At 71.7% G+C, this 23,141-nt stretch carries 19 protein-coding genes and 2 pseudogenes; 7 read left to right on the top strand and 14 right to left on the bottom strand.

The genetic code is table 11. From position 1 onward, the window contains the following. Nucleotides 1-260: 260 nt before the first annotated feature. On the bottom strand, nucleotides 261-806 hold the full coding sequence (locus ACQEVS_RS09030) for an AAA family ATPase (protein ID WP_433017661.1): 546 nt from the start codon (nucleotides 804-806) through the stop codon (nucleotides 261-263). A 363-nt stretch (nucleotides 807-1,169) separates the two neighbouring features. Between ACQEVS_RS09030 and ACQEVS_RS09025 the strand changes: the two genes are divergently transcribed. Both ACQEVS_RS09025 and ACQEVS_RS09020 read left to right on the top strand, forming a co-directional pair. Next, nucleotides 1,170-1,847, top strand: coding sequence for a transglycosylase SLT domain-containing protein (locus tag ACQEVS_RS09025; RefSeq protein ID WP_433017658.1), 678 nt, complete (start codon nucleotides 1,170-1,172; stop codon nucleotides 1,845-1,847). Nucleotides 1,848-2,144: 297 nt separating this feature from the next. Next, a pseudogene (locus tag ACQEVS_RS09020) lies at nucleotides 2,145-3,424 on the top strand (phosphatase PAP2 family protein); the annotation flags it as partial. A 136-nt stretch (nucleotides 3,425-3,560) separates the two neighbouring features. On the opposite strand, the gene ACQEVS_RS09015 reads toward ACQEVS_RS09020, so the two are convergent. The 3 genes from ACQEVS_RS09015 to ACQEVS_RS09005 are packed head-to-tail and all read right to left on the bottom strand — an operon-like array spanning nucleotide 3,561 to nucleotide 6,953. Beyond that, a complete protein-coding gene (locus ACQEVS_RS09015) occupies nucleotides 3,561-5,603 on the bottom strand; it encodes a lactate/malate family dehydrogenase (protein ID WP_433017655.1) in 2,043 nt (680 codons plus the stop codon). Further along, the gene (locus ACQEVS_RS09010; protein WP_433017652.1) at nucleotides 5,600-6,766 is read right to left on the bottom strand and encodes a phosphotransferase; all 1,167 of its coding nucleotides are present in this window, start codon (nucleotides 6,764-6,766) and stop codon (nucleotides 5,600-5,602) included. The genes ACQEVS_RS09015 and ACQEVS_RS09010 overlap by 4 nt, the downstream gene beginning before the upstream one ends. Before the next feature lies 1 nt (nucleotide 6,767). Then, on the bottom strand, nucleotides 6,768-6,953 hold the full coding sequence (locus ACQEVS_RS09005) for a hypothetical protein (protein ID WP_433017649.1): 186 nt from the start codon (nucleotides 6,951-6,953) through the stop codon (nucleotides 6,768-6,770). Between the two features lie 258 nt (nucleotides 6,954-7,211). Between ACQEVS_RS09005 and ACQEVS_RS09000 the strand changes: the two genes are divergently transcribed. Continuing rightward, nucleotides 7,212-8,567 (top strand): helix-turn-helix domain-containing protein, encoded by a 1,356-nt coding sequence (locus ACQEVS_RS09000; protein WP_433017645.1) that lies wholly within the window; start codon nucleotides 7,212-7,214, stop codon nucleotides 8,565-8,567. A 27-nt stretch (nucleotides 8,568-8,594) separates the two neighbouring features. Continuing rightward, nucleotides 8,595-9,101, top strand: coding sequence for an NUDIX domain-containing protein (locus ACQEVS_RS08995; RefSeq protein ID WP_433017642.1), 507 nt, complete (start codon nucleotides 8,595-8,597; stop codon nucleotides 9,099-9,101). Nucleotides 9,102-9,405: 304 nt separating this feature from the next. On the opposite strand, the gene glnA is transcribed toward ACQEVS_RS08995, so the two are convergent. Continuing rightward, nucleotides 9,406-10,815, bottom strand: a complete 1,410-nt coding sequence (gene glnA / locus ACQEVS_RS08990; RefSeq protein WP_223771588.1) for a type I glutamate--ammonia ligase — start codon at nucleotides 10,813-10,815, stop codon at nucleotides 9,406-9,408. 197 nt (nucleotides 10,816-11,012) lie between these two features. Between glnA and ACQEVS_RS08985 the strand changes: the two genes are divergently transcribed. Further along, nucleotides 11,013-11,480 carry an RDD family protein gene (locus tag ACQEVS_RS08985; RefSeq protein WP_433017639.1) on the top strand — a complete coding sequence of 156 codons (468 nt, stop codon included), beginning with the start codon at nucleotides 11,013-11,015 and terminating at the stop codon, nucleotides 11,478-11,480. Nucleotides 11,481-11,591: 111 nt separating this feature from the next. Here the strand turns inward: ACQEVS_RS08985 and ACQEVS_RS08980 are convergent, their stop codons facing one another. From ACQEVS_RS08980 to lipB, 4 genes are all read right to left on the bottom strand, one after another. After that, a complete protein-coding gene (locus ACQEVS_RS08980) occupies nucleotides 11,592-12,272 on the bottom strand; it encodes a DUF4191 domain-containing protein (RefSeq protein WP_185940472.1) in 681 nt (226 codons plus the stop codon). A 10-nt stretch (nucleotides 12,273-12,282) separates the two neighbouring features. Then, entirely contained in the window at nucleotides 12,283-12,543 is a 261-nt protein-coding gene (locus tag ACQEVS_RS08975) for an SCO2195 family GlnR-regulated protein (RefSeq protein WP_433017636.1), read from the bottom strand. 265 nt (nucleotides 12,544-12,808) lie between these two features. Further along, complete coding sequence (gene lipA / locus ACQEVS_RS08970; protein WP_433017633.1) at nucleotides 12,809-13,747, bottom strand: lipoyl synthase; 939 nt, start codon at nucleotides 13,745-13,747, stop codon at nucleotides 12,809-12,811. Between the two features lie 218 nt (nucleotides 13,748-13,965). Further along, on the bottom strand, nucleotides 13,966-14,748 hold the full coding sequence (gene lipB, locus ACQEVS_RS08965; protein WP_433017630.1) for a lipoyl(octanoyl) transferase LipB: 783 nt from the start codon (nucleotides 14,746-14,748) through the stop codon (nucleotides 13,966-13,968). Nucleotides 14,749-15,048: 300 nt separating this feature from the next. Between lipB and ACQEVS_RS08960 the strand changes: the two are divergent. Beyond that, a pseudogene (locus ACQEVS_RS08960) lies at nucleotides 15,049-16,583 on the top strand (regulator). A 244-nt stretch (nucleotides 16,584-16,827) separates the two neighbouring features. On the opposite strand, the gene ACQEVS_RS08955 reads toward ACQEVS_RS08960, so the two are convergent. From ACQEVS_RS08955 to ACQEVS_RS08945, 3 genes are all read right to left on the bottom strand, one after another. Beyond that, nucleotides 16,828-18,180, bottom strand: coding sequence for an NAD(P)/FAD-dependent oxidoreductase (locus tag ACQEVS_RS08955; protein WP_433017627.1), 1,353 nt, complete (start codon nucleotides 18,178-18,180; stop codon nucleotides 16,828-16,830). 168 nt (nucleotides 18,181-18,348) lie between these two features. Continuing rightward, nucleotides 18,349-19,263, bottom strand: a complete 915-nt coding sequence (locus ACQEVS_RS08950; protein WP_433017624.1) for a TIGR01777 family oxidoreductase — start codon at nucleotides 19,261-19,263, stop codon at nucleotides 18,349-18,351. 164 nt (nucleotides 19,264-19,427) lie between these two features. Further along, nucleotides 19,428-19,946: a DUF4240 domain-containing protein gene (locus tag ACQEVS_RS08945; RefSeq protein ID WP_433027399.1), complete on the bottom strand. Its 519-nt coding sequence runs from the start codon at nucleotides 19,944-19,946 to the stop codon at nucleotides 19,428-19,430. Nucleotides 19,947-20,112: 166 nt separating this feature from the next. Here ACQEVS_RS08945 and ACQEVS_RS08940 point away from each other — a divergent pair, with 166 nt between their 5' ends. Continuing rightward, nucleotides 20,113-21,042: an SDR family oxidoreductase gene (locus ACQEVS_RS08940; RefSeq protein ID WP_433017622.1), complete on the top strand. Its 930-nt coding sequence runs from the start codon at nucleotides 20,113-20,115 to the stop codon at nucleotides 21,040-21,042. A gap of 235 nt (nucleotides 21,043-21,277) precedes the next feature. On the opposite strand, the gene ACQEVS_RS08935 is transcribed toward ACQEVS_RS08940, so the two are convergent. Next, nucleotides 21,278-22,261, bottom strand: a complete 984-nt coding sequence (locus ACQEVS_RS08935) for a helix-turn-helix transcriptional regulator (RefSeq protein WP_433017619.1) — start codon at nucleotides 22,259-22,261, stop codon at nucleotides 21,278-21,280. Nucleotides 22,262-22,456: 195 nt separating this feature from the next. Further along, nucleotides 22,457-23,080, bottom strand: a complete 624-nt coding sequence (locus ACQEVS_RS08930) for a GntR family transcriptional regulator (protein WP_433017616.1) — start codon at nucleotides 23,078-23,080, stop codon at nucleotides 22,457-22,459. Between the last annotated feature and the right edge of the window lie 61 nt (nucleotides 23,081-23,141).

Below are 23,141 nucleotides of genomic sequence, written 5' to 3'. Positions count from 1 at the left end.
AGCGCCCTTCCCGCCGGCATGCGGGCGATCAGCCAGGACGCCTTCGGCGGCCCGGAGGTCCTGAGAGGGGAGGTCCGGCTGCCCGTCCCGGCGCCGGGCCCCGGCCGGATCCCGGTCCGGGTGCTCGTCCACACGGCCTCCGGGAGGGGCGTCTGCCACCCGGCCGTCCGGATCGCCAAGGCCCACGGCGCCCGTGTGAGCGGGACGGCCGGCGGCGCCCGCCGCACGCCCCGTCGGCTCCCGGGCGGCAGCCCCGGACGTCAGCCCCCGGACACGACGCCCAGCTCATCCGCCCGCTCCAGGATCAGCCCGGCCGTCTCCTCCACGGTCATCCCCGCCGAGTCCAGCCACCAGCCGACGCCGGCCAGCCGCTGCCGCATCGACCGGTCGAGCGGGGCCACGTCGTAGTCCACCCGCTCCCGCTCGGGCCGCGCGGCGTTGCGCGCCCGGCACACCGCGACCGGCGGGGCGAGCACGACGAACCGCACCGGCCGCGGCCGGAGCAGCCCGACCATGAGGTCGAGCACCTCCCGGTCGGGGACGACGTGATCGACGACCGCCGTGAAACCCGCGTCGGCGAAGTTCCCGGCGAGCGAGCAGATGTTCCGGGCCCGCAGCAGCAGCTGCCGCCGCGCCTCGGGCTCCGGAAGCCGCACCACGCTCACCCGCCCACGAACGATCATGTCCGCCACCGCGTCCCCGGACACCAGCGCCGACCGCTCCAGCCTGCCGGCCACTTCCCGCCCCACGCTCGACTTCCCGGCCCCGGGCAGCCCGGAAAGGATCAGACACCCGCCAGGACCCATGGAATCCCCTCCCTCGGACGACGCCGGCCATCCTGACGCGCCCGCCCGCGCCCCGCACTCCCTTTTCGCGCACCCCTCGGTGAGGGAACGGTGACGGTGGGGAGCGGCTGCTGTGAGGCCGCGCATAGGGCCTCGATCACATACGGGTTTCTTTAGTGCTGTGCGTTCCCGAATTCCCGGGGATTCGCCCATGTTTCGTGGGTGCGTGAACGACGCGGGGGAGTAGGTCACAGTGCTTGTCGGGGTTTTCGAGCGCCGCTAAGAATGGGTGGACCGCACGGCGCCGTCCGACCGAGAACGGCGCTTTTCTTTGCGCCGGTCCAGGCCCGTGGCGGTTTCCCGATCCGAAAGGTTCACCTCTCCATGCGTTCCACCCACTCCGGCTATACCCGTCTCTCCAAGGTCCACAAGTTCTCCGCCGCCGGTCTCGGTGCCGCGGGTGCCGCCGCGGTCGCGTTCGCGGTGGTCTCCGGTGGTACGGCCGTGGCGGACGCGCGTCCGGTGGTCAAGCCGGTGGCGTTCGAGGCCAAGGCGTTCGCAGGTCAGGGCCAGGGCGAGGCGGCACGTCACGCGGACGAGGCCGCGGCCCGGGCGAAGACCGAGGCGGCCGCCAAGGCGAAGGCCGAGGCGGACAAGGAGCGGGCCGGGAAGCAGGCCGCGAACCGTTCCACCACCCGCGAACCGGTGCGGAAGCCCGCTGCCGCGGCGCCGAAGGCGTACGGGGACAATCTGGAGGGCTGGATCTCCCAGGCCCTGGACATCATGAAGGCCAAGGGCATCCCGGCCTCCTACGACGGCGTGAAGCGCAACATCATGCGCGAGTCGACCGGTAACCCGCGTGCGATCAACGACTGGGACGTCAACGCCGTCAACGGTGTGCCGTCGAAGGGTCTGCTGCAGATCATCGACCCGACGTTCAAGGCGTACCACGTCGAGGGCACGTCCTGGGACATCTGGGACCCGGTCGCCAACATCGTGGCGTCCTGCAATTACGCGGCCGACAAGTACGGCTCGATGGACAACGTGAACTCCGCCTACTGACGGAGAGCGCGAAACAAAACGCCGGAGGGCGGCGGCACCGGAAACCGGATGCCGCCGCCCTCCGGCGTGCGCGCACGACATGACACCGTCGCCCGACGTCACCGCACCCCCGGTCACCAGGAGTCGCCGACCGTAACGGCACCGGCGCCGGAACCCCCGCCCCGAACGTCAACGGAGCGCCCCGCACCCCCCACAGATCCAAACAAATCATCGCAACAGTTGACGTCTATAGTGTCCTGAGTGTTCGCGCGAATAAGCAGCAGAGGCAAGCTCGCCGCGTGGCGGCAACCACGGGTGATCCTGTGGACCGTGGCGGGCGTGGTGACGCTCGCGTTCTTCATCGTGCTGGAGATCGTCGCGCGCCGCGTCGGCGGCGAGCCGGGCCCGCTGGTCACCCAGGCGAAGGAGCTCGTCTTCCCGCCCAAGCCGGGCCCGCTGTACGCCGGTCTGGCGCTGATGATGGTGGTGCTCACCTGGCGGCAACGCCTCATCGCGGCGGCCTTCGCGGTCGGCATCGACCTCGTCTTCGTCCTCGGGCGGTGGGCGGCCGACGTCAAGGTGACCGACGGCCGGTACTTCGGCAACGGCGCGCTGTGGGTGATGCTGGGCGTGGCGGTCATCGCGATCACGCGCCGCACCGGCCGGGAACGCACCCTGCTGCTCAAGGGCGTCGGACTGGGCCTGCTGCTGGTGGCCGGCCGCAAGGTCGGCGACTCCTGGCTCATGATCACGTGGAAGACCCGCCCGACGGTGCTCGACCAGTACGTGGCGACCGCCGACCACGCGCTCGGCAACCCGTCGTGGATCGCGGGCCGCATCCTCAAGGCCACCGAGCCGATCGGCCCGCACGTCCTCGACCTGGTCTACGCGCACCTCGCGGTGGCCGCGATCGTGTTCGCGCTGTACCAGCTCCGGAACGTGTCCGCCGAGCGCCGCTTCCCGCGCCACCACCTGGTCCGCACCTTCCTGGTGATCGGCCTCCTCGGGCCGGGCATCTACATGCTCTTCCCCGTCGTCGGCCCGGTCTTCGCCTACGGCCCGGGCGCCTCCGGCACCGGCGGCGTGGAGTGGGCGACGGCCAACATCTGGCCGCACACCCTGCCGTCGATCGGCGTCCCGCACCCCTTCACGTACGACGACCTCACCCCGCGCAACTGCATGCCCAGCCTGCACACGGCCTGGGCCACCGCGATCTTCATCCACTCCCGCAAGGGCCCCGCTGGGTGCGGTACGGCGGCGCGTTCTGGCTGGTCGCCACCGTCAGCGCCACCCTGGGCTTCGGCTACCACTACGGCTCGGACGTCATCGCCGGCGTGGTCTTCGCCCTCACCATCGAGGCGGCCATGCGCCTCTACGACCGCGGCCCGGACCGCTCGGGCATCCTGCTGATCACCTACGGCACGACGGTCTTCACCGCGCTCCTGCTGGCCTACCGCTTCCTCCCGGTGGAGATGGCCGAAAACCCCTGGCTCTTCGGCCCCCTCCTCATCCTGGCCACCCTCTCGGTCATCTACGCCTACCTCCGCACCACCAGACAGTGGGACGCGACCCCCTCACTCCCCTCCCGGACCCGAAACCCGTCGCGGAACCCCAACACGCGGAACCCCAACACGCAGAGCCCCAGCCCGCACCGGAACCTGTCTGACCGTCCCGCCCACCGCGCATACGACGAGGGCCGCTCCCCGAACACGGGAAGCGGCCCTCGTCGCGCGTTCACGCGGGCGGGCCGGTGACCACCTGCGCGAGGAAGTCGGTATTCGCCTTCACATCGTGCCCTAGGGACAGGGCGTTCCGGGGAAGCCCGCCGAGGAGGTCGAGCAGAGGCTGAGTGTCGGGGAGGCCGGTGGGCAGGAGGCCGAAGACGTCGGGGTAGCGGTCTTCGGTACCGGCGGTGAAGAAGTCGTCGGCACCCACGCTTCGGTCCTCGTCGCGGAGAGCGGGCTCGGTGCCGGGGGTGATCTCGGGGAAGAGGACGCGGGCGGCGTGTCCTTCGGGGGCGAGGGTCAGGCCGAGCCAGGAATGGAGCTGGTCGGGGAAGAACTGGGGCTTGAGCTCCTTGCCGGACTCGTTCCACATAGGCGTGCGGCTGCCGGAGCGGAGGGTGTCGGTGACCTCCTGGCGCTGGGTGGGGTGGAGCTGTTCGCCGCTTCGGAGACGCTCGCGTACGGTCTCGTACCAGTCGAGCGCGTCCAGGATCCCCAGGCCGATGGCGGCGGCAGAGGGCCAGGGCAGGACCCGCACCCGGTCGTCCTCGCGACGGATGAAGACGCGATCGTTGGCCAGCAGATGCCAGCCGGCGCGGGCCAGGAGGAGGGCGGTGGTGGTCTTCCCCGCACCCTTGCCGCCCAAGGCCAGCACGGTCTGCCCGGCACGGACGACGGCGGAGGCGTGCAGGATCGACCAGCCGTCCGCCAGGAGCTGCCCGCGGACGACCTCGCGGGCGAGGCGGGCGGCGGCCAGGGCGACGGGAACGTCCTCGCAGCCGTAGATGCGCAGAGGGCCGCCGGGCTCGGCCCGGTAGACGAGCTTGTCGTCGGGCTGGGAGGCGAGCACGGTGCCGTCGTCGTCCCGGTCGACGAGCATGCTCGTGTTCGCGTAGACGGTCTCCTCGTGGGAGTGGTCGGCCACGCGCTGAGTGATCTCGGTGAAGCGGTCGGGGTTGACGTCGGCGATCACCTGTGGGCCGTCGGCAGCGGTGGTGCCGGTGGCGTTCCACCAGGGGCCGAAGTAGCGGATGGCCCAGTTGGTGACCACCGGCGTGTTGCTGGTGACGGTCGCGGCCTGACCGGCTGTGGCGATGCGGGTGGCGGTCCTGGTCACTGCGGTCTTCTCCTTCCGTGGGGGACGTGCGGGAACATGCAGGCGGGCCAGCGGCTCGTAGGTGTCACGGAGCTTGGTGTCGGCGGCCGACAATTGGCGGGCCTCGGCAGGATCGAGCCGGGGGAGGCACACAGTTGGGGTTCCGGCGGTGAAGCGCAACGGGATTCCCATCCACCGCCACTCGTGGTTGACGGACAGTTCCACCACGCGGTCCTCCAGGCCCAGGCCCGCGCGGAGGGCGACGATGACGGCGCCGGCAGGTCCGCAGCGGGTGCGGCCGAGACCGGCGTTGACGCGGGCCGGGCGGTCGGCCAGCTCGCGGCGGACCCGTCCGACCGGCACCTCGACGGGGTGACCGTTGACGCGGGTGCCTGAAGCACAGACCACGGCCTGGTCGCCGTGCTCGCCGATCACGTGCCCTTCCACGTCCTCGACAGGCACGTGGAGGAGGCGGGCAAGGGTGAGGCGGTAGCGGGCGGTGTCGGTGTTCGAGCCGACTCCGTAGACGCGGGGGCAGCCGGAGACCTCGGCGAACAGGTGGGCCATGACGTCGACGGGGTTGGTCACCATGACCACCAGCCCTTGGTAGTGGGCCAGCGTGGTTGCCAGGGAGGCGATGACGGGGGCGTTCGCGTTCAGCCCGGCCATCCGCACGTTGGTACGGCTGGTGTTGATGAACTCGGCACGCGGGCAGACCACCACGGCCTCGCAGGACACCAACCGGCCGGGGTCGGCGACGTGAATCGCCCGGACGGAGGAGCCGATGACCTGGCACATGTCCTCCAGGTCGGTCACCAGGGCCCGGGCCGACAGGCCCGTTCGGGAGACGACGTGAACGGACTCGCACCAGCCGCCGGCCGCCAGCAGCATGGCGACGCTCTGGCCGACGGCCCCGGCGCCGATCACCCCGATCGCCCCGGCCTTGGCTTCCGTCACCGGTTCGTCGCCTTCACGACGCCGGCCAGCGCGAGCTGCCACACCGCCCGTGGGCCCGTCCCGGCGGCCAGACCTGCACTCGTGGTCTCCAGCAGGCCGCACACCCTCTCCGTTCGGGCGGTGAGTTTTCCGGCGTGCTCGGGCAGCGGCAGGTCGGGCGGGCTGGTCAGGTAGGTGCTGAGGATGTTGGTGGTGTCCATCAGCCACAGCACCACCAGGTGCCGCAGCCACTCAGCCCGCTCGCCCGGGGCGAGGTCGGCCGTGAGGGCGTCAGTGAACTCCTCGATCCCCCTCGCCGTCGCGTCGGCCGTCACCAGGTCGGGGGCGGAGGCGATCAGGCCGAGTACGGTCCGGGAGATCAGCTTGGCCGGGTCGGCCTGCGGCCGTCCGCGGCCCAGACCCGGGTCGAGGAAGACCGGCCGCCCGTCGGCGCCGTCGGGGAAGACGACGTGGTCGGGCTTGAGGTCGCCGTAGACCACCGGCCGGTGCCCGGCCGCCGGAGTGGGCCGCAGCCGCCTCAGCCGAAGAACCAGCGTGCTCAGCATGTCTCCGGCCTGTCCGGCCTTGCGCAGGTAGGTGGGGCCGCTGATGCCGTTGAACTTCCGGTCGAAGGTCGAGCCGATGCCCCGCTCGGTGATGGCCGCCTCGTCGACCTTGCGGGCGACGGCGGGCCGCTGGAGCCCGGTGAGCTCGACCACCGCGCGGGTCATCAGCTCGCCGGTCCGCTGCGGGTCCTTGGCCAGCAGGTCGGCCAGCGTCGGGCCCGTCACTTGCTCGGTGAACAGCACCCCGTTCTGGTGCCCGGCAACGCGGCAGGCTGGCACTCCGGCCTCCTCACGCAGGATGTCCAGTCCCCGGGCTTCCCGCTCCAGCAGAGTGCCCGGTGAGCCCTGGTAGGCCACCTGGGCGGCCCGGACTTGGGCCCAGTCCCCAGCCGTACCTCGCAGCACCGACACCAGCGACAGGCCCAGCAGCGAGACCTTGGCGAACAGGGCCCGCCCGTCCACCTGAACCCGACGGACGTAGGCCGTCACACTCGGCGTGTGCACCCCGAGCCGCACCACGGCTCCCGGCCACAGCATGGCCGCGGCCTGCTCGATCTGCCGGTCCGAGTAGGCGAAGACGTTCGCGGCCGCCGGGGCGGCGCTCGACGTGCCCGCCATCTCAGTGGACCTCCGGCCATGACACCGCCACGTCACCATCCGCACGGTGGGGAAGGCCGTGGCTCACGATGGCAGCCAGGCCGCTGGCCGCCGCGAGCGTGCCGAGAGCCCAGATTAAGCCGAGCGTCACGCTCAGCCAGTCGCTGTGGGTCTTCCTGTCGCTGGTCGTACGGGACTTGTACGTCACCGTCGTCTCCTTCGGGAAAGGATGCAGCGGGCCGCCGGCATGGCGAGAAGACAACTGGTGGGCGCCGGGGGCCCACTGCGGCTTCAGAGGCCGGCAGTCAGTCGGGCAGGGAGCTGCCAGGACCAGGGGGAGAGCCAGGATGCGTTCGGGCGGTTCCGGGCAGCTGCGATTAAGTGAACCGGCCGTCACGCACAGTGGGTACGGTGAAGGCGAGGCCAAGCGGTATACGCGGTTTACAGCCCCAGGACGGAGGAGGTCATGGCGGCAACCAACAGACCCAACACCCGTCTGCGCGAGGTCATCGACGCGGTCGGCTGCACGTACGAAGCACTGGCCAAGGACGTGCGCCGGATCGCCGCGGAGAGCGGCGAGATCATCCACACCAACAAGTCGGCGATCTCCCACTGGGTGAACGGCACCCGACAGCCCACTGGTCAGACCGGCCACTACCTGGCGGAAGCTCTCTCACGCAGGGCTGGCCGCACCATCACGCTCACCGAGATCGGCCTGCGTGACCCTGAAGCCGCTGTCCCCGACGACCCCGATCCCGTTGTCACGGCGACCGACCTCGGCCGTGCCGACATCGAGCGACGCCGCTTCCTGGCTGTGGCCGCCTTCACCACCGCAGGCGTGGCGATGCCGCTGGCCTACGATCACGAGGCGGCATCCCGCATGCTTCGGGCCCGCACTGGTAGGTCCCTGGTGGGGGCGGAGGACATCGAGGTGGTCCGCCGGATCACCGCCGCGTTCAGTGCGGCCGACGAACGCCTGGGCGGCGGCCACGGGCTCACCACCGTCACCGCCTACCTCGCCGACACCGCTGCCCCGATGCTTCGCGCGCGCTTCCCCACCGACGCCTTACGCCGCACCGCCTTCGGCGCCGTAGCCGAACTGGCTTACCTCGCCGGCTGGAAGCACCACGATCTCGGCCAGGAGGGTGCGGCCCAGCGCTATTACCAGGTCGGCTACCAACTCGCCTGCGAAGCCGACCCGCACGGCCACGCCGCCTGGATGATGCGGGCCCTCGCTCACCAGGCTCTCAGCCTCAAACAGCCCCACCACTGCGTCGACCTCGTCGAAGGAGCCCTCAGCCGCGGCCTCGGCCATGTCGACGGCCAGACCGAGGCGCTGCTCCACATCACTCACGCCCGCGCCTTCGCCGCCGTCGACGAGAGGCCCGCAGCGGCCCGCGCCCTGCTCGCCGCCGAAGACGCCCTGCTCCGTGACGACTGCCCACAACCCAACTTCTCCCTCGTCAGCGGGCCGGCCGCCGGTACCGTCGCCAGCCACACGGCCCGCACGCTCACCGACCTCTCCGATCACGTCGGCACCGAGCAGCAACACCGCGACGCGCTGGTCCGCTGGGATCCCGTGAAGTACAAGCGCGTCCACGCCCTCACCTACGCCGACCTCGGCGACAGCCTCGCCGCCCAGGCCCGCGCCGACGAGGCGGTCGCCGCCTGGGGCGAGGCCCTCAGCCTGATGGACGGCATGACCTCCAACCGCACCCGTAAGGCGATCACATCGATCCGCTCCACCCTCGCGGTCTACCAGCGGCGCAAAGTGCCCGGCGCCGCCGAACTCTCCCGCCGCGCTCGCGAGGCCCTCGCCTAACATGCCCGACAACCACCCGATGAAGGGATGATCGTGGCTCAGCCGACAACCGGCGATCAGCCGAAAACTCTCAAGCCGGCCCTCGAATCCATGACCCTGCTGGTCGCCGCCGTCATCGTCCACGACAAGACCACCAACCGCGTGGTCCTCCTCCAGCGCAGCGAGAACGCCAAGTTTGCCCAAGGCATGTGGGATCTCCCTGTCGGCAAAAGCGAACCTGGCGAACCCATCACCGAAACCGCGGTCCGCGAGCTCTACGAGGAGACAGGGCTCATTGTGAAGCCCGAGTGCCTCAAGGTCGCCCACATCATCCACGGCGCCTGGGGCGTCGAAGCCCCCAACGGCTTTCTCACAGTCGTCTTCATCGCTCACGAGTGGGCCGGTGACCCCCAGAACCGCGAACCGCGCAAGCATTCACAGGTCCGCTGGGTCGAAGCCGACGCCATCCCCGAGAACTTTGTGGACACCACAGCCAGCGCCCTCCGCCGCTATCTGACTAGCGGACCCCAAGTCTCTCTGAACGGATGGCAGTAGGCGAGCGCTACTTGCCGGAAGCGGATCCCGGCCTGTCATGCGCAATGGCCCCCGAGAAAGCTGTATTCAAGCACTTCCGCGCCACTGCACCAGAGTTTGGACAAGCAGCGAGGGTCGCTACCCCGACTACGGGGCAGCGACCCTCGCTGACATTCCTGACGTCAAGTCAGAGTGGCCGGGGCGGTGCGCACCGGGCGCACAAGGGGGTGGAAAGCCAGCGGTGACAGTGAGAACTGCTAAGAAGGGTTTCCGCAAGTCACAGCCCTTTTACGGGGCTTCCGCCCAGTTCGCCCGGCCTCGCCTCTTACAGGTCGAAGTACAGCTCGAACTCGTGCGGGTGCGGCCGCAGCTGCATCGGGGCGATTTCGTTCGTGCGCTTGTAGTCGATCCAGGTCTCGATCAGGTCGGACGTGAAGACGCCGCCGGCCTGGAGGTACTCGTTGTCGGCCTCGAGGGCTTCGAGGACGGCGGGGAGGGAGGTGGGGACCTGGGGGACGTTGGCGTGCTCGTCGGGGGCGAGCTCGTAGAGGTCCTTGTCGATCGGCTCGGCGGGCTCGATCTTGTTCTTGACGCCGTCGAGGCCGGCCAGGAGGAGGGCCGAGAAGGCGAGGTAGGGGTTGGAGGACGGGTCCGGGGCGCGGAACTCGACGCGCTTGGCCTTGGGGTTGGAGCCCGTGATCGGGATGCGCATCGCGGCGGAGCGGTTGCGCTGCGAGTAGACCAGGTTGACCGGGGCCTCGAAGCCGGGGACCAGGCGGTGGTACGAGTTCACCGTCGGGTTGGTGAAGGCCAGCAGCGACGGGGCGTGCTTGAGGATGCCGCCGATGTAGTAGCGGGCGGTGTCGGAGAGGCCCGCGTAGCCCTGCTCGTCGTAGAAGAGGGGCTCGCCGCCGGTCCACAGGGACTGGTGGACGTGCATGCCGGAGCCGTTGTCGCCGAAGATCGGCTTGGGCATGAAGGTGGCGGTCTTGCCGTTGCGCCAGGCGACGTTCTTCACGATGTACTTGAAGAGCATCAGGTCGTCGGCGGCGGCGAGGAGGGTGTTGAACTTGTAGTTGATCTCCGCCTGGCCGGCGGTGCCCACCTCGTGGTGCTGGCGCTCGACCTGGAGGCCGGCCTTGTCCAGTTCCAGGGAGATCTCGGCGCGCAGGTCGGCGAAGTGGTCGACCGGCGGGGCCGGGAAGTAGCCGCCCTTGTAGCGGACCTTGTAGCCGCGGTTGTTCTCCACCGCACCGGTGTTCCAGGCGCCGGCCTCGGAGTCGATGTGGTAGAAGGACTGGTTCGCCGACGTCTCGAAACGGACGTTGTCGAAGACGTAGAACTCGGCCTCGGGGCCGAAGAACGCGGTGTCCGCGATACCGGTGGACGCGAGGTACGCCTCGGCCTTCTTCGCCACGTTCCGCGGGTCACGGCTGTACTGCTCGCCGGTGATCGGGTCGTGGATGAAGAAGTTGATGTTGAGGGTCTTGTCCCGGCGGAACGGGTCCACGCGCGCCGTGGAGAGGTCGGCGCGCAGGGCCATGTCGGACTCGTGGATGGCCTGGAAGCCGCGGATCGACGAGCCGTCGAAGGCCAGCTCCTCCTCGGGGTCGAACGCCGCCGCCGGAATGGTGAAGTGCTGCATCACGCCCGGCAGGTCACAGAAACGGACATCGACGAACTTGACGTCCTCGTCCTTGATGAACTTCTTGGCGTCGTCGCCGTTCTGGAACATCCAACCCTCCTAGCCCGGCCGCCAGCGGTCGGGGATTGCTTCGGTGGTGCTGCGGCCGACCCTAGAGAGACCGGATTTCCCAAGCATGACCCATTTGTTTCGCCGAGGTTAACCGGAGCGCCGCGAAATGATCATCGAATCGCGTCCACGCCTACCCGGCCCGCAGTGATCGCAAGCCTTCCCAGTACCGTGGACGGGTGGACAAAAGGCAGGCAATCGGCTCGTGGCTCTCCGGACCCCGCGCGGCGGCGGAGCAGATGGGCATCGACTTCGGCTATCGCGGGGAGCAACTCGGGCTGCCGGAGCACGGGCCGGGCTCCGTCGCCCCGCTCGGACGGCGGTTCGCGGCGATCTTCATCGACTGGGGCCTGAGCATGCTCATCGCCTACGGCCTCTTCGCCCGGGGGGAGATCCACCGGGCCGGCAACTGGGCGCTGCTGGTCTTCTTCCTGCTCAGCGTGCTGACCGTGGGCACGGTCGGCTTCACCCCCGGGAAGCGGCTGCTCCGCATCCGGGTCATCGGGGAGAGCGGCGACCGGCTGACGTTCCCCAAGGCCCTGCTGCGCAGCGTCCTCCTCGTGATCGTCATCCCGGCCGTCATCTGGGACCGGGACACCCGCGGGCTGCACGACCGGCTCGCCAAGGCCGTTCAGGTGCGGATCTGAGAGAACACGCCAGGACGGTGGAACGAGGGCGGGGCGGGACCGTGTCGGTCCCGCCCCGCCCTCGTTGCCCTCGTTCCGTCCGCGCCTTCCGCCGCAGCCGTGTCAGCGGCGTCAGCGGCCCTTCGGCATCCGCATGCCCTTGGGCATCGGACCCTTCGGAATCGGCATGTTGCTCATCAGGTCGCCCAGTGCCCGCAGCCGGTCGTTCACGACCGTCACCTGCGCGCCCGGCAGCACCCGGGGCAGCTTCAGCAGGGTGGTGCGCAGCTTCTTCAGCGGCACCTGGCCCTCGCCGTTGCCGACCACGACGTCGTGCACCGGCACGTCCGCGACGATGCGCGCCATCCGCTTCTTCTCGGCGGCCAGCAGGCCCTTCAGCCGGTTCGGGTTGCCCTCGCCGACCAGGACGATGCCGGCCTTGCCGACCGAGCGGTGGACGACGTCCTGGTTGCGGTTCATCGCGACCGCGGGCGTCGTCGTCCAGCCGCGGCCGATGTTGTCCAGCACCGCGGCCGCCGCGCCCGGCTGGCCCTCCATCTGCCCGAAGGCGGCACGCTCGGCACGGCGGCCGAAGACGATCGCCATCGCGAGGAAGGCCAGCAGGAAGCCCAGGATGCCCAGGTAGATCGGGTGGTCGATCAAGAAGCCGATGGCGAGGAGGACACCGAAGGTGACAATGCCCACGCCCGCGACGACAAGACCGACCTTCGAATCGACCTTCTTGGTCATCTTGTAGGTCAGGGCGATCTGCTTCAGTCGCCCGGGGTTCTCGGATGTTTCCTTCCTCGCCATATGGCGAAGTTTACGTGTCCCGCGGGCCGGGGGCCGCCGCGGCCTCCAGGAGGTGCTGGGCCTCGTGCCGGTCCTTGGCCCGGCGGCGGTCTTCCAGGACCGCGGTCCACGCGTTCCGGCGGGCGGTGCGCTGGCCGCCGCGCAGCAGCAGGCGTTCCAGGGCCAGTAGCGCGCCCGTCACCGAGGGCGGCCGGACGGCCAGTGTGGAAGGCAGGGCGGAGAAGGCGTGCGCGGCGGTCGCCGTCGTCGCGCGGGCGGGCGCGGCCTGCATGTCGTGTCCTCTCGTGGGCGGAAGGGTGAGAGGTGGGGGAGCGGGCGGGCGGTACGTCGTGCGTGGTCGTGCTCGTGCGTAAGTCCGGTGGGTGTACGACTGTTCGTGCGCACATCGTTACCGAACGGTGTTACCGGCGCGTGACGGACTGGTCAAAGACTATGAAACGTTGACGCGGCCCGGACGGGCCCCCGGGGCACCGGTCCGGGCCGCGACACACGACGGTCGGCGGGCCGTCCGGCCCTTGCGCCGCCGCCCCGTTCCCTTACGCCGCCGTCTCGTTCCGCTTCTCGATCGCCTGGCGGTAGAGCCGTCCCGCCCGGTACGACGAGCGGACCAGCGGACCCGACATCACGCCGGCGTAGCCGATCTCCTCGGCCTCCTTCTGGAGCTCCACGAACTCCTGCGGCTTCACCCACCGCTCCACCGGGTGGTGGCGCGGCGAGGGGCGCAGGTACTGGGTGATCGTGATGAGTTCGCAACCCGCCTCGTGGAGGTCGCGGAGGGCCTGGGTGATCTCCTCGCGCTCCTCGCCCATGCCGAGGATCAGGTTGGACTTCGTCACCAGGCCGGCCTCGCGGGCCTTCGTGATGACCTCGAGCGAGCGCTCGTAGCGGAAGCCGGGGCGGATGCGCTTGAAGATCCGGGGGACCGTCTCGACGTTGTGCGCCAGCACCTCGGGACGGGACGAGAAGACCTCGGCCAGCTGGTCGGGCTTGGCGTTGAAGTCGGGGATCAGCAGCTCGACGCCGGTGTCCGGCATCAGGCCGTGGATCTGGCGGACGGTCTCGGCGTACAGCCAGGCGCCGCCGTCCTCCAGGTCGTCGCGGGCCACGCCGGTGATCGTCGCGTACTTGAGCTCCATCGACCGCACGGATTCGGCCACGCGGCGGGGCTCGTCGCGGTCCAGGGCCTGCGGCTTGCCGGTGTCGATCTGGCAGAAGTCACAGCGCCGGGTGCACTGGTCGCCGCCGATGAGGAACGTCGCCTCGCGGTCCTCCCAGCACTCGTAGATGTTGGGACAGCCCGCTTCCTGGCACACCGTGTGCAGGCCCTCGCGCTTCACCAGACCCTGGAGCTCGGTGTACTCGGGGCCCATCTTCGCCCGGGTCTTGATCCACTCGGGCTTGCGCTCGATGGGGGTCTGGGCGTTCCGGACCTCAAGGCGCAGCATCTTGCGTCCGTCGGGTGCGACAGCGGACACTCCGGCTCCCTATGACTTCGATTCTTCGGCGGACACCAGGGTACGCCCGTTCGTTCTGATGTTCTTACGCCCGGGGAACCGGCGAGACGGCGGTGGCATTCCCGGAGGGGTGCGGGGCGGAGGTCCCGGAGGGCGGGGATCCGACGGGCCCGGCCAGGGGGCGCCGGGTGGCCGGAATCGGCCCCCGCGGCCCCCTGCGTGTCCCGCCGCACCGCCCGCTACACCGCCCGCGGCAGCGGCTCCGCCGCCTCCAGGACCTCCCGCAGGTGCTTCTCCACGACGGGCAGCACCTCGCCGACGGTCACCCGCCGGCCCAGTTCGTTCGAGAGCGAGGTCACTCCGGCGTCCCGGATGCCGCACGGCACGATGCGGTCGAACCAGGTGTTGTCGGGGTCGCAGTTCAGGGCGAAGCCGTGCATGGTGACGCCCTTGGCGATGCGGATGCCGATCGCGGCGAGCTTGCGGTCCTCGCCGCGCTGGCCGGCGTTGGAGGGGGCGTACTCGGGGCCGTTGAGGCGCGGGTCGAACTCGTCGTCCGCCGGGCGGGGGGCCGCGAGGTCGAGCTGGAGGCCGCCGGTCGCGGGCCGCTCGCGGGCCTCGCCGAGGACCCAGACGCCGCTGCGGCCCTCGACCCGGGTGGTGGCAAGGCCGAATTCCGCGCAGGCCCGGATCAGGGCCTCCTCCAGGCGGCGCACATGGGCGATGACGTCCACCGGGCGCGGGAGCTTGAGGATCGGGTAGCCGACGAGCTGACCCGGGCCATGCCAGGTGATCTTGCCGCCGCGGTCCACGTCGACGACCGGAGTCCCGTCCAGGGGGCGCTCGCTGTCCTCCGTGCGCCGTCCGGCCGTGTAGACCGCCGGGTGCTCCAGCATCAGGCAGGTGTCCGGGATCTCGTCCGCGAACCGGGCCGCGTGGACGCGGCGCTGCTCCTGCCACGCCTCCTGGTACTCGACGGCGTCCGCCCCGAAGCCCAGATGGACAAAGCGCAGCTCACTCACGGCAGCTCCTGTTCCCGTCTTCCCGTCCTCGCGGGTCCGCTCCGAACCCCTGGCACCGGCGGGCGCATACGTCCCGGTCGCGCGCACCGTGCCCAGGCCACTGTACGGCGGCCTCCGAATGGGCTGCGGTCGAGCCCCTTACAAGATCGTCTGGCGGCGCTTTTCCGTGCCTATTTGATCTGTCTCTGATCTGTCCTCACACGATCGGATGAATGCGGGGCGAAGGTGGCGTTCAGGGCGGCGGAGACCGCTAAATTCACGCCGTTCCCAGAATGGCGATCAGGGAGACCGGGCAGGTTGATGACGGAACGACCCCCACAGCGCATTCCCAACCGCCAGCTAGCCGCGCTCATCGCGGAGGCCGGCTTCTCCAACGCGGGGCTCGCACGTCGCGTCGATCAATTAGGGCTGGAGCACGGCCTCGACCTGCGCTACGACAAGACCTCCGTCACCCGGTGGCTCCGCGGCCAGCAACCGCGCGGCACGACACCGGCGTTGATCGCCGAGGTCTTCACCCGGCGGCTGGGACGGCGGCTGTCCGCGCAGGACCTCGGGCTCGACGCGTGTGCGCCGGTGTACGCGGGGCTGGAATTCGCCGCGTCGCCGGCGGAGGCCATTGACATCGTGAGCGGCTTGTGGCGCAAGGACTCCGGCAGCCACACGGAGCTGCGGAAAATCGCGTTCACGCCCGCGGGGCTGGTGGTGCCCAGCCGCGACTGGCTGATCGGACGCGCCGACGACCGGGTGGCCCGGACCCCCGCTCCGCCCCCGGGGCCGCCGGACCCCCCGGCCCCCCGGGCACCCCCGGCGCCCCCGGCGTCCAGGGGCCGGGCACGGGCGGACCCCCGCCCCCGGGCGAGGGTGGCGGCCGGATCGGCGAGAGACCGACGGGCCGGACGCTGGTCCCTCGGCAGCGCGCCGAACGCGCGCCCGGGAGCCGCGTCTCCATGGGCGACATCGCCGCCCTGCGCTCCGTCGGCGAGCTCTTCCGCACGCTCGACCACGCGTACGGCGGCGGGCACGCGCGGCAGGCGCTCGTCCGCTACCTGGAGCACGAGGCCGAGCCGATGCTGCGCGGCACGTACGGCGAGACCACGGGACGCCGGCTGTTCGGCGCCGCCGCGGACCTCACCCGGCTCGCCGGGTGGACGTCGTACGACATCGCCGCCCACGGGCTCGCCCAGCGGTACTACGTCCAGGCGCTGCGCCTGGCGCAGGCGGCGGGCGACCGGGCGTACGGCAGCTATGTCCTGGTGACCATGAGCCGCCAGGCCGTCTACCTCGGCCACGGCCGGGAGGCGGTCCAGCTCGCCCGCGTCGCCCAGCAGGGCGTCGGGTCCGGTGCCGCTCCCGTCGTGCAGTCCCTGCTGCACGCGGTGGAGGCACGCGGGCACGCGGTGCTCGGCGAGGTGCGGGCCTGCTCCGCCTCCCTCGCCCGCGCCGAACGGGCGCTGGAGACGGCCCGGCCCTCGGACGACGCGCCGTACTGGATCCGCTTCTTCGACGAGGCGGAGCTCGCGGACGAGTTCGCGCACTGCCACCGCGATCTCCAGCAGTGGCGGGCGGCCGCGCAGCACGCGGAGCGGTCGTTGCAGCTCCGGGCACCCGCGTACGCGCGGAGCAGGCTCTTCTGCCGGGTGGTGCTGGCCGCTGCGCGGCTGGGGCTCGGAGAGTTGGAGCAGGCTTGCGCGCTGGGGGCGGAGGCGGCGCAGGCGGCTTCCGAGATGCGGTCGGTTCGGGCCGTGGAGTATGTGCGGGAGTTCGAGCGGCGGCTCGATCCTTATCGGGACGCGGCGGCGGTTCGGGGGTACCGGGAGAAGGTGGCTGTTCTGTAAGGGGGGTACGCCCCGGTCCCTCCCCCAGAGGGGGTACCCCCACCTTCGCCGTTTCCTGGGGCTGCGCCCCAGGCCCCCCTTGTCGCGGCTTCGCCGCTCGTCCTCAAACTCCCCCAGAAGGGGGACCCCCAACGGGCTGAATCCAGCCCGTCCGGCGTTTGAGGACAGCGCCCGCAGGGCGCTTTGGGGGTGCGGGGGCTCGCCCCCGCAAGAAACGGTGAAAGGGCGGGACCGGGGCACCCCCCTACGCCACGCGCAGCGCCTGAGCGTCCTGCTCCGGGCGGATCCCCAGATCCCGCAGCAGCGCGTGCGCCGCCCGCCGCCCCGAGAACAGCGCCCCCTGGACCGTGCCCGTGTCGCGGTGGTCCCCACACACGTACAACCCGGACAACAACCGCACCGGCCGCCGCACATCATGCGGCGCCGGCATGGCCGGAACGGCGTCCGCGTCATGGTGGGCGGCCAGCAGCTCGAAGTCGTCGGGGGCCAGGCCGTACACCCGGCCCAGCTGCGTCCGTGCCGTGCGGTCGAGTTCGGCCACCGGCGTGCCCGCCGCGCGGCCGAGGACGGTGGAGGTGACGAGGACGCGGCCGGCGGGGGCGCGGTCGGGGTCGACCTCGCTGGCGACGGTGGTGTGGGCGACGGGCCCGCCCCGGCCGCCCGTCACGATCAGGGCGGCGTCGCAGGGCGGGGCTTCGGCGGCCGTGTGGTGAAGCACCGTCACCGGGTGGAAGCCGGGCAGCCGGAGGCCGGGCAGCAGGTCGGCGGCGGCCCGGGCGCCGGTGGCGACGATCACCGAGCGGCAGCCGATCTCACCGTGCTCGGCGGTCGTGACGGAGGTGATGTCCGCGGAGGTGGCCCGGACGCCCGTGCGGACCGTCCCCGGCGGCAGCAGCCCCGCCAGCAGTTCGGCCACCGTGCCCGCCCCGCCGGCCGGGAGGCAGAGCCGGCCGCGGGCGAAGCCGCGCAGGACGAGGTCGGCGCAGCGGCTGGAGGTGGTGAGTTCGGGGTCGGACAGCAGGGAGGCCAGCAGTGGGCGGAGGAAACCCTCGATGGTGCGGGCCGGCAGGCCGCGGCCGGCGAGGGTGGCGGCCGTCGGGCGGTCCGGGCGCGCCAGCAGCCGGTCGGTGGGCAGGGTGGCGAGCCGGGCGAGCGCCGCGTCGAGCCGGGCCTGGTCGAGGCCGGTGGCCCGGGAGGCGCGGGCGGCCGTGGCCAGGGCGCGCGCGGTGGTGAAGGCCCTCCCCCAGCTAGCGCTGGGAGGTACCCCCAGACCGCGCGCTTCGCCGCCGATCCGGTGGTTGCGGCCGTCGGCATGGACCAGGACGCCCGGCAGGAAGGGCCGCAGGGCGAGGGCACCGAGGCCGGGGGTGCGCCGCAGGTCGGGGAAGGCGGTGTTGAGCAGCTGGCCGGAGCGGTCCAGCCGGAAGCCGTCGATCCGGTCCGTCGTCATCCGGCCGCCCGGCCGGTCCGCGGCCTCCAGGACGGTGACGCCGACGCCGGCGTTGGCCAGTTGGTGTGCCGCCGAGAGCCCGGCCAGGCCGGCTCCGACGATGACGACATCGGCGTGGTGTGCGGTGTGGCGTGCGCTGCTGGCCACGTGGCCTCCCGGGGTCGGTCCGCTCGCTCGGGGGCGTGATGCCCCCAACCGGCTGGCGCAATGCGCGAGTTCGCCTCGACCGTAGAGAGAATTCCGGTCAATAACAGTCGCGCACGGATAGAGCACGGTCGCACGGCGGTCGCACGGTTACGGTTTCGGGGCGTTCAATCATCGGGCGGAAGCGCGGCCCTCGGGGGCGAGTGCCGCGCGGACGGCGCTCTCGACGTCCGGGTGCGCGAACCGGAAGCCCGAGTCCAGCAGCCGCCGGGGCACGGCCCGTTGGCTGGACAGCACGTCCGACGCGAGCTCCCCCAGCACCAGCCGCAGCGCCGGGGCGGGCGCGGGGAGCAGCGCGGGGCGGCGCAGCACGCGCCCCATGGTCCTGGCCACCTCGCGGTTGGTGACCGGTTCGGGCGCGGTCAGGTTGACCGGGCCGGACAGTTCCGGGGTCTCCAGCAGGTGGCGCACGGCGGCGATGTGGTCGCGGAGGGAGATGAAGCTCCAGTACTGGCGGCCGTCGCCGAGCGGCCCGCCGAGCCCCAGCCGGAACAGCGGGAACATCCGGCCCCAGGCGCCACCGCTCCGGCTCACCACCAGCCCGGTCCGGATCAGCACCGTCCGCACGCCCGCCTCGGCGGCGGGGGCCGTGGCCGCCTCCCACTCCTGGCAGACCCCGGCCAGGAAGCCGCGGCCGGGTGGGGAGTCCTCGTCGAGGACGCGGTCGCCCGCGTCGCCGTAGAAGCCGGTGGCGCTCGCGCTCACCAGCACCCGCGGCGGGGTGTCGAGGCACGCGACGGCCTCGGCGACCGCCGCCGTGCCGAGCACCCGGCTCTCGCGGATCTCCCGCTTGTACGCCTCCGTCCAGCGGTGCGCGCCCACGCCGGCGCCCGCGAGGTGCACCACCGCGTCACAGCCGGCCAGCGCGCGGACGTCCACCCGCTGCTGCTTCGGGTCCCACTCGGCCTCGTCCTCGCTCCGGGGCGCACGGCGCACGAAGCGCGTGACGCGGTGGCCGTCCGCCTCCAGCGAGCGGATGAGCGCCGTACCGATGAGGCCGGTCGAGCCGGTGAGGGCGATGCGCATGGGGCGTACCTTTCCGGGGGCTCCGTCACCTGGGGCGTCCCGTCACCTGGGCGTACCTGTCCGGGGCGCGTCCGTTTTCCGGGGCGTCCCGTTTTCCGGGGCGTCCCGTCACACCTTTCCCGGGTGTTCCGGGTCCACGCCCGACGGGCGGATCGAACGGGCCGTCATGACCGGAAGCGCTCCCACAGCGCGGGGAACCGTTCGGCGAGCGCGTCCTCGTCCGCCGGGTCCAGCGGGGCCCCCTGCGGCTCGGCCGGCGCGGGCGGGAGGGCCAGGTCCGGCAGTTCGGCGCCGGTGAGCTGCTCGTACGCCTCCTCGGCCGCGTAACCGAGGTCCTCGCCGTCCCCGTCCGCCTCCTCGTCGAAGTCGCCGAGCAGCTCGGCGAGACGGTCGGGGTCGTGCAGGGCGCCCTCGAAGACGTGCCGGCCCTGGCCGATCAGCCAGCAGCGGAAGAAATCGAACGCGTCGTCGCTCGCCCCGCCGAGCAGCACGGCCGCCGCGCCCCACAGGTCCCACCGGTAGGCGCGGTTGTAGCGCACCTCGAAGTGCCGGGCGAAGTCCGTGACGCGGTCCGGGTCGAGCCGCATCAGCCGCTCGACCAGCAGATCGGCGTGGTCCTCGGGATCACCGCCGGCCTCGGCCCGCGTCTCGTCGATCAGCTGCCAGAACTCCGTCTCGTCCATCACGGCAACAGCATCCGCCCTGGCCTGCCGCGACGCACGCGGAGGGGGCTTTTGTGGGACGGGCGAGAAAATACGACAGAAGGTGTCCGGTATTCGTGACACTGTTCCTCTCGCGCGACGGACGGACGTCGTGACGAGCAGGGACTAAGGGGATGAAGGGGACGACATGGACGTGAACGCCGGGACGAGGGCACTCGAAGGCAAGGTCGCACTGGTCGCGGGCGCCACGCGGGGAGCGGGCCGGGCCATGGCCGTCGAACTCGGCCGGGCCGGAGCCGTGGTCTACGTGACCGGCCGCACCACGCGCGAGCAGCGCAGCGAGGTCGGCCGGCCCGAGACCATCGAGGAGACGGCCGAGCTGGTCACGGCCGCGGGTGGCACCGGCATCGCCGTCCGGGTCGACCACCTGGAGATCGAACAGGTCAAGGCGCTCGTCGAACGCATCGACCGGGACCACGGCCGGCTCGACGTCCTGGTCAACGACGTCTGGGGCGGCGACCACCTGCTGGAGTTCGGGACGCGGGTGTGGGACCTGAAGATGGAGCGGGCGCTGCGGATGCTGCGCCTGGCGCAGGACGCGCACCTGATCACCAGCCACTGTGCGCTGCCGTTGCTCATCCGGCGGGCGGGTGGGCTGGTCGTGGAGATCACGGACGGGACGCCGGAGTTCAACACCGACCACTACCGGGAGAACATCGTCTTCGACCTCGCCAAGTTCGCGCCGGCCCGGATGGCCTGGGCACTGGCCCGGGAGTTGGAGCCGTACGAGGGGACGGCGGTCTGCCTCAGTCCCGGGTTCCTGCGGTCCGAGGAGATGCTGGAGCACTTCGGGGTGACCGAGGCGAACTGGCGGGACGCCATCGCCAAGGAGCCGCACTTCGCGATCGCCGAGTCGCCGGCGTATCTGGGGCGGGTGGTCGCCGCCCTCGCCGGGGACCCTGAACGGGGGCGGTGGAACGGGCAGGCGCGGTTCGGCGGGGAGCTTGCCGCTCATTACGGGGTGACGGACGTGGACGGGTCGCAGCCGGATTGTCTCGGGTACTTCACGGATGTGGTGTTCGGGGGGCGGGAGGGGACGGCGGAGGCGTACCGGTAGGCGCCTGCGGCGGGCTGTGCCCCAGGCCCGCCCCTTCGCCGATTCCTGGGGGCGAGCCCCCAGCCCCCCTGAAACCCCGCTTCGCGCGGTTGTCCTCAAACGCCGGACGGGCTGAAGTGTGCGCCCGGGCACACTATCCAGCCTGTCCGGCGTTTGAGGACGAGCGGCGGAGCCGCGACAACGGGGTCCGGGGCGGAGCCCCGGGAATCGGAGAAGGGGAGGGCCCGGGGCACCCTCACCCCACCCCATACAACCCCGCACTCCTCCGAGCCGCCTCCGCGAACCGCCCCCGCAACTCCGCCGGCTCCAGCACCTCCACCTCCGGCCCCAGCGCCAGCAACTGCTCCTGCGCGACGTCGAGCGACTCGACGGGCAGCGTCACCGTGACCCGCCCCGCCGCGTCCGGCGCCCCCGCCCCCTCCACCGCGTCCCGCCCGGCCTGCCGGTCCGTGACGTACGGGAGACGGCGCGCGCCCTCCGGGGTCAGCCGCAGGAGGACGGTCTCGCGCAGCAGCGACCGCGCGAACAGCGCCGCCCGCTCCTCCCAGAAAGCGGACAGGTCGAAGGACTCGTCCCGGTCGAAGTGCCCGGCGCCCGCCGCGACGGCGGTGAAGCGGTCCACCCGGTAGACGCGGTGGCCGGGTCGGGGCCCGGCGACGTGCGCGATCAGGTACCAGACGCCCGCCTTGAGGACGAGCCCGTACGGTTCCAGCTCCCGTTCCGCCTCCGTGCCGTCGCGCCGTCCGTAGCGGGCGGTCAGCCGGCGGTCGTCCCAGACCGCCTCCGCGACGGCGGGGAGCAGGGGCGGGGGATCGGCCGGCTGCCACCAGCCGGGCGCGTCCAGGTGGAAGCGCTGGGCGGCGGCCGCCGGGGCGTCGCCGAGTTCGGGGAGGAGTGCCGCGGAGACCTTGAGGCGGGCGGCGGAGGCGGCGTCGGCGAGGCCCATCTCGCGGAGGGCGGACGGCACTCCGGAGAGGAAGAGGGCTTCGGCCTCGGTGCGGCCGAGGCCGGTGAGGCGGGTGCGGTAGCCGCCGACCAGGCGGTAGCCGCCGGTGCGGCCGCGGTCGGCGTAGACGGGGACGCCCGCCTCGGAGAGGGCGAGGACGTCCCGGGCGACCGTGCGCTCGGAGACCTCCAGCCGCCGGGCCAGTTCGGCGCCCGTCATGGACGCGCGGGACTGCAGCAGCAGGACGAGTTTGATCAGGCGGGCCGCTCGCATGCGCCCATGATGCCGTGACGAGAACGAAGGTCATCAGGGGACGACGACAGGTACCCGTACGCCCAGCCAGGGCAATGGTCGGCGGACGAGGACCTGTCGTCACCCCTGAGCCGCTCCGCGACACAGGACAGGGCGCGCGGGCGGCTCCGCGGAGACGATACGCCCCGATCGATGATCGATCAACCGGGGCGGGGCTCAGATCTGTGGGGCGCAGCCCAGGACGTGCGTCTTCAGCAGCTCCCCGATCCGCGGATCCCGCCTGCGGAACGCCGCCACCAGCTCCGCGTGGTCCTCCGCGTGCGCCGTCGGGCGCGGGCTCAGCCAGCGGATCGAGAGCGTCGTCCACACCTCGATGCCCAGCGACTCCCAGGTGTGCAGCAGCACGGAGTTGCCGGAGGCCAGCACGATCTCCCGGTGGAAGGCCACCGTGTGCCGCACCTGCGCCTCGCGGTCGCCGCGGCGGTCCGCCTCGTACAGCGGCTCGACCTCCCGGTCGAGCGCCGACGCGTCCTCGGCCAGTGCCTCGGCCGCCAGCTCGGCGGCGACCTGCTCCAGGCCGGCGCGGACCGGGTAGCTCTCCTTGAGGTCGGCGGCGGTGAGCTCGCGGACCCGGACGCCCTTGTTCGGGGACGACTCGATCAGCCGCAGCGACTCCAGCTCGCGCAGCGCCTCGCGCACCGGCGTCTGGCTGACCAGCAGCTCGGAGGCGATCCGCCGTTCGACGATGCGCTCGCCCGGCTGCCACCGGCCGTTGACGATCCCCTCCAGGATGTGCTCGCGGATCTGCTCCCGCAAAGAGTGGACGACGGGTGGTGACATGGGCGCTCCTCGGCGGCCGGACGTTCGCCCGGCCATTATCCCGGTGGGGGAAATGGCATCC

Origin of the sequence: Streptomyces sp. CA-181903 (assembly GCF_050937075.1) — a bacterium.
GTDB lineage: Bacteria > Actinomycetota > Actinomycetes > Streptomycetales > Streptomycetaceae > Streptomyces.
The sequence above is the reverse complement of the archived record's forward strand: the minus strand, read 5'-3'. Positions and strand labels throughout refer to the sequence as shown.

Excerpts from the sequence above, each read along its gene's own strand:
- ACQEVS_RS08975 (WP_433017636.1), bottom strand. The coding sequence starts at position 12,543 with ATGCAGGCCGCGCCCGCCCGCGCGACGACGGCGACCGCCGCGCACGCC.
- ACQEVS_RS09030 (WP_433017661.1), bottom strand. The coding sequence starts at position 806 with ATGGGTCCTGGCGGGTGTCTGATCCTTTCCGGGCTGCCCGGGGCCGGG.
- ACQEVS_RS08945 (WP_433027399.1), bottom strand. The coding sequence starts at position 19,946 with ATGGACGAGACGGAGTTCTGGCAGCTGATCGACGAGACGCGGGCCGAG.
- ACQEVS_RS09025 (WP_433017658.1), top strand. The coding sequence starts at position 1,170 with ATGCGTTCCACCCACTCCGGCTATACCCGTCTCTCCAAGGTCCACAAG.
- ACQEVS_RS08940 (WP_433017622.1), top strand. The coding sequence starts at position 20,113 with ATGGACGTGAACGCCGGGACGAGGGCACTCGAAGGCAAGGTCGCACTG.
- ACQEVS_RS08930 (WP_433017616.1), bottom strand. The coding sequence starts at position 23,080 with ATGTCACCACCCGTCGTCCACTCTTTGCGGGAGCAGATCCGCGAGCAC.
- ACQEVS_RS08950 (WP_433017624.1), bottom strand. The coding sequence starts at position 19,263 with ATGCGCATCGCCCTCACCGGCTCGACCGGCCTCATCGGTACGGCGCTC.
- ACQEVS_RS08935 (WP_433017619.1), bottom strand. The coding sequence starts at position 22,261 with ATGCGAGCGGCCCGCCTGATCAAACTCGTCCTGCTGCTGCAGTCCCGC.
- glnA (WP_223771588.1), bottom strand. The coding sequence starts at position 10,815 with ATGTTCCAGAACGGCGACGACGCCAAGAAGTTCATCAAGGACGAGGAC.
- ACQEVS_RS09000 (WP_433017645.1), top strand. The coding sequence starts at position 7,212 with ATGGCGGCAACCAACAGACCCAACACCCGTCTGCGCGAGGTCATCGAC.
- ACQEVS_RS08995 (WP_433017642.1), top strand. The coding sequence starts at position 8,595 with ATGATCGTGGCTCAGCCGACAACCGGCGATCAGCCGAAAACTCTCAAG.
- ACQEVS_RS09010 (WP_433017652.1), bottom strand. The coding sequence starts at position 6,766 with ATGGCGGGCACGTCGAGCGCCGCCCCGGCGGCCGCGAACGTCTTCGCC.
- ACQEVS_RS08980 (WP_185940472.1), bottom strand. The coding sequence starts at position 12,272 with ATGGCGAGGAAGGAAACATCCGAGAACCCCGGGCGACTGAAGCAGATC.